The organism is uncultured Chloroflexus sp. (genome assembly GCF_938091255.1).
Classification (GTDB): domain Bacteria; phylum Chloroflexota; class Chloroflexia; order Chloroflexales; family Chloroflexaceae; genus Chloroflexus.
The window spans coordinates 1-13,469 of the sequence record NZ_CALLJH010000038.1; the positions used below are offsets into that span (position 1 = coordinate 1).

The following is a 13,469-nucleotide window of genomic DNA, read 5'->3' on the forward strand; positions in this document are numbered from 1 at the left end:
GGCCTGTCGGGCCGGGGGTGGGGGGCCTGTCGGGCCGGGGGTGGGGGGCGTAACGTTATGTCGTGCAGTCTCGGCGAGGCGCTGTACATCTGCGCAGTGACAGAAAGCGCTATGCACCATTCACCACGAATCTGGTATCATATCGGCAGAATTTCCGTGCGAAGGGGCATGTCTATGGCGACACTTGCTGCATCGAATGCTGAAACCTCAGTGGCCGGATTACGCACCAGTTTTCGCCGTGCTGGGCAGGGTACCCCGCTGCTCCTCTTGCACGGATGGGGTGGTTCCTCACGGCTCTGGCACTACACCCTCCGCGATCTGGCTGATCGCTACACCCTAATTGCGCCTGATCTACCCGGCTTTGGTTCGTCGCCTCCGCTGAGCGGACGCCTCTCGTTGGAACGGCTGGCCGATTGGGTGATCGCGTTTGCCGATGCGCTCGGCGTCGAGCAATTCGCTCTCAATGGTCATTCGCTCTGCGCAGCGGTTGCCGTGCATGTGGCCGCACGTTACCCTGAGCGGGTGACGCGCCTCGTCCTTACCAGCTTTAGCACCTTCCGCGACGAACGCGAGCGACGGGTAGTGGCTTCGATTCACCACCTGATGGCGCTGTGGCTAGCCTTACGCCGCCCATGGATGCTCGACGTGCAGCCAATTATGCGGCTGGTCGGCAATCGCTTCTTCTACCGGCTCCCCACCGATCACGCCATCCTCCGCGAGACGTTTGCCGATTTCTTGGCGATGGAACAGCGCACCGCGCTTGAGACGGCGCGCGGTGCCGGTAGCCCAACGATCAGCGCTGCGCTGGCTGCCGTGCGCGCACCGAGCTTGATCATCGCCTGTCGTCACGACCAGATTATGCCGCCACCGGGAGCACCGGTCGCCGCTGCCCGTATCCCGCGCTGCCGGCTAGTCTGGATCGAGCAGTGCGGCCATCTGCCGATGCTCGAACGTCCACACGAGTATCACGCTATTCTGACCGATTTTCTTGAGGGATCAACTGCATGACCATCGATGTTACTGCTTATCGCGCCGAGTTTCCAATTACCGAACGCTACGCCTTTCTCAGTCACGCCGCCGTCTCGCCGATCAGTCGACGGGTGCAGGCTGCCGTGCAAGCCTATCTCGACCGTGCCGCCCGCGAGCCGTTTCTGGCCGTCTTTCCGCAGGTGATGGCCCAGTTTGCCGAGCTGAAGCAGCGACTAGCCCGCCTCATCAACGCGGCCTCGCCCGATGAGATCGTACTGATGCCCAACACTGCCGCTGGCATCAATACCGCCGCCGTCAGTTTGCCGCTGCGACCCGGTGATAATGTGCTGGTGCTCGATGGTGACTACCCGGCCAATGTGTACCCATGGCAGCAGTTAGCGTACCGGGGTGTGCTGGTGAAAGTGGTGCCGCAGCACAAAGGTGGGCTTGACCTTGACCTGCTCGTGCGCCGGATCGATCATCGCACCCGCGTGATTGCCCTCAGCACAGCGATGTTTGCTACCGGCTTTCGCAACGATCTGGCCGCGGTGGGCCAGATTTGCCGCGAGCGCGGGATCTATTTCGTGGTCGATGCGATCCAGACTCTTGGCGCCTTTCCGCTCGATGTGCAGGCGTGGCACATCGATATGCTGGCCTGCGGTTCACAGAAATGGCTGCTGTCAACGCCGGGGAGCGGCTTTTTGTACGTGCGGCGCGAACTGATCCGCGATCTTGTGCCGGGGGCGTATGTCGGCGCTGCCAGCAGCGTGAGCGGACAGAACTATCTCGATTACAATCTGACCCTACCCGAAACCGCCGAGCGATTTACGCTGGGGACGCCGAATGTGGCTAATAATCTGGCGCTGCTTGCCGCAGTCACGATGCTGCAAGAGGTGGGGATTGAGTGGATTGAGCGCCAAATTAACACACTGGTAGCAGCGCTGATCGACGATCTGCGCGAACGCGGCTACCAACTAGCTGCCGATACTGCCCCTGAACACCGCAGCGGGATTGTAGTGGCGCTGGTTGATAATCCTAACGCCGTCTCCCACCGGCTCAACGAGGCGGGGATTGTGGTGACGCCGCGCGGCGCTGGCGTGCGCATCGCGCCCCACTTCTACAATACCCTCGCCGAAGTGCTGCGGGTAGGAGAGGCACTCGACGCCGCCACCAAGTAAAAGGCGCAGAGGGTTTAACGCAAAGGTGCGAAGAACGCAAAGAGCGCTAAGGTTTTTTGGTAAAGACGTTCGTGCGCTTATGGCCAATTTCCAGAAATTCTTAGCTTCCTTCGCGACCTCGGCGCCTTTGCGTTTATCCGATTGCGTGCAACCGGGCAAGGATCGTCTGCGCACTACGCTGCCAAGGCCACTCACGAGCACAGATAGCAGCTTGCGCCCCTAGCGCGCGCGCCTCGTCGCGCTGGCGATGCACCCGTCGCAACAACTCCACCAGTGCATCAACGTCTGGCTCGGCCCACTGCGCACCGGCGTAAGGGCCACTTTGCACACCGGTTGGTGTCAAGCCACGGATCGGCAGCGGATAGCCGCACGACTCGTTGAGAAACGCGGTCGTTCCACTCCACGCTGTGGCAATCACCGGCACCCCGCACGCCATTGCTTCTAATGCCGGCATTCCCCACCCCTCGCCCCGGCTAGGCAAGACAAAGCAATCAGCGCTGCGGTAGAGTTCGGCCATGCGCGCCGAGCTAAAGGTCTGGTTATAGAGCACTGCTACCGGCGGTGCCTGCTCACCGAGCGCCGCCGCCAATTCGCGTAGCGGGTTGCCGGCAGCACGATGGTCAATTTTCAATACCAGCACGACCGAATCGGTTGGCTGGAACGCCGCTCGATACGCCGCGAGCAACACATCCCAACCTTTGCGCCTGCTCCACTCGAAGACTGAAAGAAAGACTGTACGATCAGTGAGGTCAGATCGCGACGGACCGGGGGTAAAGACCGCAAGATCAACACCCAACGGAACCACATACACCGGACGAGTCACGCCACTCGCGAGAAACACCTCCCGCCCCCACGCCGTTGGCGTCCAGACTTCATCCATAAGGTTGGCCTGCTCAACCCAGTGCGTCGGCAGGCGGTCGGTTTCGAGCATGGTAAAACCGATGCGGTACGCTCCGCTATTCTTGCAAAACAGCTCACCGCGGCCATACACCACTTGCGGCACATCGAGCCGGATCGGCAACCGTTGCAGCGAGCGAATGAGCGGCGGGATCGCGCCGTACACCTGCTCGGCGGCGTCGGTGTCGAAGAGATAGAGTGGTCGCACCGGCAAACCGGTATCGGTCAGCGCAGCCACAAGCGCTTGCGACGAACTGCTATAGCCGGTAGGTGAAGCAAAGGTTGAATGCCAAACGAGGTGAGTTTCCATAGACATCAAAAGTGCGGAAGGGCACAGCACCGCTGTGCCCCACGCACATTGCCTTAATGCAGGCTACTCCTCTAGCGCGGTTACACGCTCGGCCAAGGTCTGCCGAGCCAACCGTTCGGCGTCGAGATGAGCAATCAAGCTCTCGACAATACGGGTCAGCGTAGCGTGGGTTTCATTAATCTGGGCCAATTCCGGCCCCACCAGCCACCACGCTAGCCGGCGGCGCAAGCGGGCGAGCAAGGTGTGAGCCGGCGGCGGAGTAATTGCCCATGTCGCATGCAAGATATTGACTTGCCCGGCCAGATACGCATCGCGGGCCAGCAATTCGCTCAGCGTAGCGAACTGGTGATGATCGATAGCTGGGCCGCTCAATGCGCGCGCAACTGCTGCCGCGAGCGGTTCATCGTCGCGCGGATTGACGATGATCGGGCCGTGAGCAGTCATTGTAGGATTCTCCTATGAAAGTGCGGCAGTGTCACTGCCGCACTCCACATCAACCCCTTCAGCGCTGACGCAATAGGTAGCGCTAATATATACCGTATTCCACAACCGCGATACCAAGCGTCGCGCCAAACTTTAAGCGTGTGGCAAGGTACTACCGCACTCCACAACCGTAGGACAAAGCGCCGGGCCAAGCTCTAGCGGAACAAAGGCAGGTTATCGCGGATCCAGCCCACCATGCGCTCGATACCCTCGTAGACTGAAACCCGCGGTTCCCACCCCAATTCCTGCTTGGCCAACGTAATATCACTAATGTAGACCGGCTGGTCGCCGGGGCGCCAATCGCCGTAGCGCACTGTAATCTCTCGACCAACCAAACGGCTCAGCACCGGGCCGAACTCTGCCCAAATCGACAAGGCATTGTGGGGGCCGCCGCCGATATTATAGATATGGCCGCTCACCTGATCGATCCGCTCAAGCGCAGCCATATACGCTGCGATCAGATCATCGACGTACAGCATATCGCGCACCTGCTTGCCATCGCCGTAGATTGTGATCGGTCGATTGAGCAGCGCAGCAATTGCGAAATGAGCGGCCCAGCCTTGATCTTCGACCCCGAACTGGCGCGGGCCATAGATGCATGACTGGCGGAAGACGACCGTCTGTATGCCATAAATGCGGGCGTAATCACGCACATACTGGTCGGCGGCGCCTTTACTACAACCATACGGCGAATGAAAATCGAGCAACTGATGCTCAGGGACGCCGTTAACTAAATCGCGGTAACGGTAGCGTGTCGCCTCTTCCACCACGGTAACCGTCTCCATCCCACCGTAGACTTTGTTGGTCGAAGCAAAAAAGACAATCGGCGGTTTAAGGGCAAGACGGGCTGCTTCGAGAATGTTGAGCGTACCTAGCGCATTGATCTCAAAATCGCTGCGCGGATCCTTCACCGAGGTAGTGACCGCGACTTGGCCGGCAAGATGATAGACGATGCGATGGCCGGGAATCACCGCCTGCATTGCCGCAGCATCACGAATATCCGCCTGCACAAAGCGCAATCGGTCACCGTACCGCTCTTGTAGCCACGCCAGATTGAGCGGTGTGCGTGGCCGGCTAAGGTTATCAACAATAGTGACCGATTCGCCGTTGCGCAGCAGGTAATCGGCCAGATTGCAGCCGATAAATCCTGCGCCGCCGGTAATGAGGTGGGTGAATGAGCACATATCTGCTAAGCTTGTAGAGTCTCTAACAGACCAAATGAAGAAATCTACGCCTACCCCAACCTAACTATAATTGAGACATCACTGAGACGAGTGCTACTGTTTCTTGTTCAATCACCTTAAACATGTCTTTGCCTAGCCAATCTCTCTCGCGAACATTTCACAGCAGTGCCGTGGACGTAAATGAGGATTGTTTTTCGCTACGTTAACAATGAGGCGGTTAGCAGGTCGTGCTTCTCTCAGGCTGGCGACTAAATCCCTTCCCAGACATTATAGCTCAGAAATCTCACTCAGTGATGTTCAGATATGTTGATTGAGAGCGTGACCAAAAGAAGCAAGCTGGCAGATATGTGAGGAGCCATACGAGTACTATGTGACCATTCTCCGTACACCAGAGGAGTGCTGAGCACACTGTGGTTCCTCTGTTGCTCAAAATCCCCTCCCTCATTATAGAAGGAAGGGGATCAACCTTGTCGTTATCCAAGGTTAAGGCAGCATTTACCGCAGCGCCAATGGCACAAACGTGGTAAAGACCTTATCGACGACACGCACAGTTACCGATACTCTCACCTCAGGTACACCGTTGCTGTTCAGGTTAATTTGGGCATTGTACACTCCATTTGTCTTTCCAGTTGGATCCACCGTAACTGTCAGCGAAGACGGGGTACTGGTCAGCACAAGAGTGTGGCTACTCAGTTGCAGAATATCGTGCGGATCATCCTCGCTTACAGTGACGCTCATCGGTGTGCCGTCGTTTGAAGAAAGGGTAAGCTGGTAGGAATGAGGCTGTGAACCATCAGTGAGTGTGTGAATAGCGTTCGTTCTAACCTGCGGTTTGCGTGCAAGTAACAATCCATTGTGAGCCGGGTCGCGTTGGAATTGTGGCCATGGCGCACTGTAGGCTTGGTATGGGCCGGCGCTGCTGCTAATTGCCTGCTCAATATCGCGCCAGACGTAGATAACAGCCTTTTGCTGAGCTGCGGCATTATCATAACTTGTGTGCGATCCACCAACTACGATCTCAAGTTTACCGTCGTTGTCAATATCAGCAATCGCTGGCGTATTGCGGATTGGCATCCACATAAACATTGACTTTTTACCGCTAAACCAGCAATTTTGTGCCTCTAGCCCACCGGTTGGACAACTCGGTGTCAACTCTTGCCCGGCACCGTTGTAGATCATAACCGAATTCTGTACCACAATGATCACTTCGTGTGAACCATTGCCGTCGATGTCAGCAATCAGCGGATTGTTAAACGGTTCTGACATGTCGGCCTGTTCTTGCGTCGCCCCCCGCACCACGATATTCCAGATCGGGTTAGGATTATTGTGGCGCCACGCCACGAGGCGCCCGCCGGTCGAAGGTATTGGTGTCGGGGGGTTTACTGAACCGCCTGACGCGACTGCTGCAACGATTTCTAGTTGACCATCACCGGTAATATCGCCAATAGCAGGCGCTGAGGCGACGCATTCGGGTGCGTTGAGGGTCATCTTTTCTGTGCCATTCGCAGCGTTGAAGATTTTGACCCACTTGCCCGGTCTCGGATCGCCGCCGTAAAAACACCCACTGCCAACAATCACCTCAAGCTGATCATCCCCATCTAGATCGGCTACAGCCGGTGATGAGTAAATAGCTTGATCAAAACGAACTGCCCACAAGAAGCCTTTGCCAAACCCTATTACTTTTCCGCCATCTCGTGCACAGTAGATTGGATCGGCAACGAAGGTTGGGTCAGCCGGAAAGGCGTACAAGAAACCTTTGGCACTTTCGTAGTAGGAATTGGTTTCTGGAAAAGGTGTAATACTATTCGGATTACATACCAAGCCCGGTGTGAAGTCGGTGCCAACAATAATATCCTTCCGGCCATCACCGTTTACATCAGCAAAGGCTGGTGATGACCAGATGGAGTCCATTGCGAAATATTTCCAGCGCAGTGAGCCGTCTTTGTTTAAAACGTGTAAGTAAAGGTCAGCAGAACCGGCAACGATAATAATATCACCGTTCCCATCAACATCTGTGACAGAAGGTGTGCTAAATACACCTGACTGGAAGCTTATCGGACTGATCGGAATTTGATAATGCCATAGTGGCTGTCCAGTCGATGAATATGCCCGAATTCCACCCGGACAACTTTGATCTGCCATTATTTTGCCGTATCCTACAATAACTTCAAGGCCCGGGCGGGTCGGATCAAGATCGAAGAGCGCTGGTGCACCATTCAAGAGGCTATCATCGCCGGTAACACTGCATGTTGCGACTTGAGTTGTCCAAAGTACTGTCCCATCTTGACGCAGTGCAAAGAGTTTTCCATTGCGATCGCCAATAACAATCTCTAGACCGTTGCTCGGATTACCATCAAGATCACCGACAACCGGTGAGCCACGAATGATTCGAGCGCCATCGTAGAGGATTTTACCGGCTAGCGTGTCATCGGCTTGTAGTTCAGTCTGATGGGTGAAGCCGGGTTGTGAATTAACCGGGTTTCTATAAAAAGCAAAGACAAGCGTAGGTGCCAACAAAACGGTAAGAATGATGAGAGCTAACCATCGCCACCGCATCATAAACGATCCCCCACCACAACGAGTTTTATAATTCCAACTACATTTAATCATAGGAAGGATGAGGATCCTATCCGTCATGAGTCCTGTTCATTGATAGGCATGTTTGAACAATGACTTGTGACTAGAGTCACGTCGATCAATCATAAACCTTTGGTGGGAGGGTAACGAGCATGAGGGGTGGACAAGTCGCAGCTCTCACAGCCGTTTCAAATGCATATCACTGCTGATTACGTCGTAGATTTGTGCTTGGCGCCTACCGTTGCCAACAGTATGAGGTAGGAACCTGCAGTTATGCGTCAATGACTGACGCAGTGTACTTCGATACCGAGCCGGTGGTGTGCGGAATAGATGCTGGTTGGAGCTGGGCTAGCTGTGAGTAGTTCAAACGCAACCGCTTGGGGGAAGATAGGGGAAGGTTGCAGCCTGAATGCCTGCTCTCCTATCGAAGAAGGGAGAGGAACAACACAGACAGAAGCGCCGAACATATCCTCGTCGCGATAGGGTGAGAGGTGTTCAGCGCATAACTATGCCAATTCAGCTAACCGGGCAACAATCCGTTCAGCCGTGTGCCGCCACGTCCAACGTTGAGCGACTTCAGCAGCAGCAGCGTGACCCACCGATCGCGCCTCAGCGGGATGCTCGTAGACGTAGCGCATCAACCAGACGAGGTGGTCAAAGTCAGGTTCAGCCCACGACCATCCGGTATAGTAAGGACATTTAGCCTCAGCCGGAACTAATGTGCGTACATTCACCGGAAAGCCAACTTCAGCGCGGAAAAATTCTGTTTGCGCACTCCAGTTGGTTGCAATAACCGGCAAGCCACACGCCATCGCTTCCAAAATCGGCAATCCCCATCCTTCGCCGCGCGTTGCAAGCACAAAACAATCAGCGCTACGGTATAGCGAACCGAGTTGGGCACGTGAGAGATATTGATTGTACAAAATAACAATTGGCGGGCTGTCAGGTGGTAATCTTAGATTAGCTATCTGTTGCGAAACACTGATCGAACGATCAAAATTATTAATGCGCAATATCAGTACTACATCATCATTGCGACTAAACGCACTACAGTACGCACGCAGCAGCAGTTCTGGCGCTTTTCGTTCACCCCATTCAAAGATCGAGAGAAATGTAAAACGATTATCGAGTCGGTATGCCGGGATCTGGGTGTTGAAATGTTCGGGATCATACCCTAGCGGCATTACGTGAATCGGCCGATATACGCCAGCAGCCGCAAATGTCTCAGCCCCCCAGCGACTGGGCGTCCATATCTCATCCATGCGATTGCAGGCAGCGATCCAATCGGCTGGTAATCCGTTCACTTCTAGCATCGTGTACCCAATGCGATACCCACGATGCTCGGTATAGAAGAGATCGGCTTGATCGTAGCTCACTTGCAATGCATCATCTGGCAACGATCGCGCTGCTATCTCACGCAGTCGTGGTTGGTTCAGTTCAGCCGGCATATGCCAAGGGGTTGGCCGATGAAACAGGTCAACCCCTAACTGATCGAGCTGCAGCGCGATCGCTTCAGAACTGAGTGAATAACCAATCGGTAATCCCCACCGCGATTGCCAGATCACCTTCAAATCTGGTACTGCTTTCATGAGTCATTCTGCGATGTTCTGATACAGTGCTTGTTGTTGTCGAATTTCCATTAACTGTTGACGAGATAAGGCCAATTCATTCCGCAAGAGTTGCACCTGCTGCTCAGTAGCTTGCAAGCGATACTGGTATTCGTGCAATTCTTGTTGCAACTGCTGCTGGCGAACGAGTAATACATCGATGACGCGTGTCACTGCGGCATGGAATTCGTTTGCTTGCAACCACGGTGTCATAAAATACCAACGTGTTAAACGCCGAATCCAATGCTGAAGATGTACGCCTAGTCGCACCAAGAAACGCCGGTCAGACGGAAGTTCGACTTGCATGGGATCAATTGACCAGAGTGTTCGCATTGCTTGCACATTTGCTTGCAAGTATCTATCACCATCAGAAGACACCTGTGAATTGTCGGCTGGTGGCGCAGGGGGAGCTTGCTCTTGGTCGGGTACTACACCGTGCTCATCATGCCGCAGCGCTTCAGCAATGGCATTCATAGCCTCGGCTGCACTGTCACCTTGAAAGCGTACCCAATAGATGCTCATAGTCATCGTCCCTCTCTTAACAATCAATTGCGTCTAACCGTTCCATTATCCGATCAACAGCCCGTTCCCACGTCCACCGTTGCTGCACTTCAGCGGCGGCGCGCTGACCCATCGCCTGCGCTTCAGCCGGATGCTCATAAACATAGCGCATTAGGTAACGGAGATGATCGATGTCAGGATCGGCCCACCGCGATCCTGCATAGTAGGGTGAACGAGCCACGGCTGGAATCAACTGACGTACTCGGATTGGATATCCGAGTTGGTCATTGAAAAAGTCGCGCTGTGATCCCCAATCGGTTGCAATGACCGGTAGGCCGCATGCCATGGCCTCAAGGATTGGCATACCCCATCCTTCACCACGTGTCGGCAAGACAAAACAATCGGCGCCGCGATAGAACGCACCCATTTGGTGCTCGGCAATTTCTTGATTGAGAATGACGGCAATGCGCGGTGCATTTGGCCGTCCGGCCAATTCGTAGATACGCTGGTGGACATTGAAGCGTGGATCGTGATTAAAAATTTTCAGGACGAGTAGTACGTCATCGCTATGTTTGAACTCATTGATGTATGCCTGTAGCAGAACTTCTGGTGCTTTGCGTTCAATCCATTCAAAGATCGAAAGAAAGACAAACGCATCAGTTGGTTTGCGACCCTGTATCTGCGGATGAAAATAGTTCGGATTGAAGCCAAGCGGTATGATGTGAATTGGTCGCCGCACGCCAGAGTGGGTAAAAACATCGCGAGTAAAATGGCTAGGTACCCAGACTTCATCCATTTGATTCGCCTGCTGTACCCAATCAACCGGCAAAGAGTCTGACTCGAGCATAGTAAACCCGATGCGGTAGCGACCGCTATTTTTAATAAATGCATCACCCTGACTGTACACAATTTGTGGCAAAGATGTATCCTTAGGTCGATTTCGTAGTTGATCAATCCGTGGGTCACGTGTAGGCGGTTCAGTGTAGTCAGTGCCAAAAATACATACTAAGCGGACATCAACACCACGGCGATCAAGTTCGCGCACAAACTCACGTGACGAGGTTGCATAACCGGTAGCACCGGCGATCAGTGAGTGCCAGACCAACCCTCGCTGATAACGTTGTCGGTAGTGTTCGCGCCATTTCTGGAGAAACACCCGCTGGCCATGACTGAACATTCGCCACCAATCAGCGTTGTTTAGCCGTGTGCTCGAATTTTCATGGTGAACAACTCTTGTGCCACCGGTACAAACGATCTTGAAACCCGCCTGGATAGCGCGCAAACAATAATCGGTGTCTTCGTAGTAGGAAAAATAGGTCTCATCCAAGCCGCCAATGGTATCAATCACGTCACGCCGGATGTACATACAGGCGCCGGTCACACCTTCCACCTCACGAATCCCCGGATACTGACCAATGAACGGCTCACCACCGCCAATCTGGTATCCCCAGAAGTTGTGTTGTGGCATGTATGTGCCGGCATGTTGGAGCAACCCGTTGGGGAACAGCAGTAAACAACCGACGATACCGTAATCGGGATGGTCGTTGGCTACTGCTCGTAGATGAGCGAGCCACAGCTCATCAATGATTTCGGTATCGTTATTCAGTAGCAAGATATCGTGATCAGGAGGCGCAGCAGCAATGCCTTGATTGACCCCGGCAGCAAATCCTCGATTTTCACTGTTTGTAATCAATGTGACATCTGGTTGTGTCTGCACCCATTCAACCGTGCCGTCAGTACTACCGTTATCGACAACGATCAGATGGTACTCGACATCACGTGTGCGTGCGCGGAGGCTAGCAAAACAGCGTTGTGTCACTTCCAAGCCGTTCCACGTCAAAACTACGATTGCTACGGGTGGACGTTTACCGAGGATAAATGATGTGTGTCGTTGTTCGACTACGTTCGACTCGGTTGAGAGAATATGCATCTGATGTTCTTCAGCCTTTGCTGCGCTGCTTGATTCTCCAATCTCTACTTGCAAGTGAGCAGTCTGCTCCTCGCTAGAAAACGCAGGCGTAGGTCGCGGGAGCGGCGCAAGATGAGTTTGTATCGCACGCTGGAGATCCGCTACTCGTGCAGTGCGCTCGATCGTGATTGATTCGGCTCGCAGGGCAAGAAGCTGAGTGCGAATGAATGCAATCTCAGTCTCAGACCAATGACGGAGACGCGCTAGCTCAGGAAGCATTAATAATGCCTGCATGTAAGCTTGACGTAGCGTATCGCTCGTGCCAGCCATAGCGCGTTCTCGTAGTTGCGCTCGCTCTGCTGGAAAGACAACCTCTTGCAGGTCGGCGAACGAACGGTGTTTCAAGAGCAGTCGCCATCGATTGCGTTCGATCATCTGGACATGACGCTTCGTTTGCTGTTGTGAGGCGCCTTCGTGATGGATCAGTGTTGCCTCTGGTGCCAATACGATTTGCCACCCTTTAGCGCGAGCGCGTAAACAGAGATCGACATCTTCAAAGTATGCAGGGAAGAAGTTTTCGTCAAACAAGCCGATCTGGTCGAGCATCGTGACGCGCAAGCCAATTGCTAGCCCAGCTACATATTCGATTGGCGTATCTGTATCAAGCTGTTGACGGTTACGGCCATACCAAAGTGGTTCAATCAGCGTACCGCCTGCATGCTGGAGTTGACCATCAGGAAAGCGTGCAAGGCAGCCCACTATCCCGATTTCTGGGACGGTAAAGGCGTTTAGGAGTGCTGTTAACCAATGATTATCAACTACGGTATCTTGATTGAGAGCAATGACCACATCAGGCCGGTCAGCCGATGACAGTGCTACCCGTATTCCTGTATTGACTGCACCGCTAAACCCTAATGGTTGAGCGATATCGAGCAGCGTTACAGTAGGAAATTCGTTCTGCACCAGCATTACACTGTCGTCGGTGCTGCCGTTGTTGACCACAATGATGTTCGATGCATCAATAAGTGGCTGCAATGCTTGTAAGCAAGCTCCGATATATGCTGCGCCCTGAAAGAGAGGGATAATGATGTTGGCTTTCATGCGGAATAGGTCGTAAGAATGCGGCTCATCTGTTCTAACATGTGCGAATGGGCTTCATCAAGATCAAGAATTCGTTGTTCTAGATCGATAACGTGCTGGTGTAACGGTGGTAATGTGTCACGCGCCCGTTCCAATTCTTGCCGAACTGCATCTAATTCTTGCCGAACTAAGGTTAGTTCTTGCCGTGTTGCTTGAATCAATGGCTGGAGTTCAGCAAGCTGCTGCGTCAGTGAGGCGAGATGTGCAGCAATATTTTGAGTATTAATGCGATTCTCATGAACGAAGGCCAAATGTTGTTCGTTAGTGCGCCGTGCCTGTTCATCAAAAGCACTTGTTAGCCGGTAAATAAGATTAACTAGCACGCCGTTAAATTCACGTTGTTGGGTGGCGAGAGTAGCAACATTTTGTTCTACCGTGCCTACTATCCTTTGTCGAATTTGTTGCTGTAATCTATGCCGTAGTGAGTTACCCGCCGATGGTAACGCAATATTCCAGCGCTCTTCCAACGCCTTAATCAGCGCGTTCCGCTCGTTAAGAATGGTTTGCAAGGCATCATTCATAGTCGGTTGTTCTCTGTCGTATGGTTTTTTGGTACACGAAGTTGGCCGATCTAGCATCCTTATGATCGGTCTTACCACCTGCGACCAACGCAGCCGCTGGCCAAGTGCTGCCGCGTTTGCGCTTTGCACCGCTCGGCGTTGTGGATCGGTGAGTAGGCGAATCAGTGCAGCCGCAACTGCGTCAACATCACCG

9 protein-coding genes and 1 pseudogene are annotated in these 13,469 nt (G+C 53.8%); 2 read left to right on the forward strand and 8 right to left on the reverse strand.

Features of this window, described 5'->3' with window-relative positions:
* The first annotated feature begins 174 nt into the window (after nucleotides 1-174).
* Together Q1A00_RS13320 and Q1A00_RS13325 are read left to right on the forward strand one after the other, a co-directional pair.
* Nucleotides 175-1,008: an alpha/beta hydrolase gene (locus tag Q1A00_RS13320; RefSeq protein ID WP_299757276.1), complete on the forward strand. Its 834-nt coding sequence runs from the start codon at nucleotides 175-177 to the stop codon at nucleotides 1,006-1,008.
* Nucleotides 1,005-2,147: an aminotransferase class V-fold PLP-dependent enzyme gene (locus Q1A00_RS13325; protein ID WP_298404802.1), complete on the forward strand. Its 1,143-nt coding sequence runs from the start codon at nucleotides 1,005-1,007 to the stop codon at nucleotides 2,145-2,147. The genes Q1A00_RS13320 and Q1A00_RS13325 overlap by 4 nt, the downstream gene beginning before the upstream one ends.
* 133 nt (nucleotides 2,148-2,280) lie before the next feature.
* Here the strand turns inward: Q1A00_RS13325 and Q1A00_RS13330 are convergent, their stop codons facing one another.
* The 8 genes and pseudogenes from Q1A00_RS13330 to Q1A00_RS13365 form a co-directional block, all read right to left on the reverse strand.
* A complete protein-coding gene (locus Q1A00_RS13330; protein WP_298404805.1) occupies nucleotides 2,281-3,354 on the reverse strand; it encodes a glycosyltransferase in 1,074 nt (357 codons plus the stop codon).
* 63 nt (nucleotides 3,355-3,417) lie between these two features.
* Nucleotides 3,418-3,798, reverse strand: a complete 381-nt coding sequence (locus tag Q1A00_RS13335) for a hypothetical protein (RefSeq protein ID WP_298404808.1) — start codon at nucleotides 3,796-3,798, stop codon at nucleotides 3,418-3,420.
* 194 nt (nucleotides 3,799-3,992) lie between these two features.
* Nucleotides 3,993-5,021 carry a GDP-mannose 4,6-dehydratase gene (locus Q1A00_RS13340; RefSeq protein ID WP_299757281.1) on the reverse strand — a complete coding sequence of 343 codons (1,029 nt, stop codon included), beginning with the start codon at nucleotides 5,019-5,021 and terminating at the stop codon, nucleotides 3,993-3,995.
* Nucleotides 5,022-5,516: 495 nt separating this feature from the next.
* Entirely contained in the window at nucleotides 5,517-7,580 is a 2,064-nt protein-coding gene (locus Q1A00_RS13345) for an FG-GAP-like repeat-containing protein (RefSeq protein WP_299757284.1), read from the reverse strand.
* A gap of 524 nt (nucleotides 7,581-8,104) precedes the next feature.
* Entirely contained in the window at nucleotides 8,105-9,187 is a 1,083-nt protein-coding gene (locus Q1A00_RS13350; protein WP_299757287.1) for a glycosyltransferase, read from the reverse strand.
* Nucleotides 9,188-9,190: 3 nt separating this feature from the next.
* The gene (locus Q1A00_RS13355) at nucleotides 9,191-9,727 is read right to left on the reverse strand and encodes a hypothetical protein (protein ID WP_299757292.1); all 537 of its coding nucleotides are present in this window, start codon (nucleotides 9,725-9,727) and stop codon (nucleotides 9,191-9,193) included.
* A 16-nt stretch (nucleotides 9,728-9,743) separates the two neighbouring features.
* Nucleotides 9,744-12,716: a glycosyltransferase gene (locus Q1A00_RS13360; RefSeq protein ID WP_299757295.1), complete on the reverse strand. Its 2,973-nt coding sequence runs from the start codon at nucleotides 12,714-12,716 to the stop codon at nucleotides 9,744-9,746.
* Nucleotides 12,713-13,469, reverse strand: a pseudogene (locus tag Q1A00_RS13365) (glycosyl transferase family 1); the annotation flags it as partial. The pseudogene Q1A00_RS13365 and the gene Q1A00_RS13360, both read right to left, overlap by 4 nt.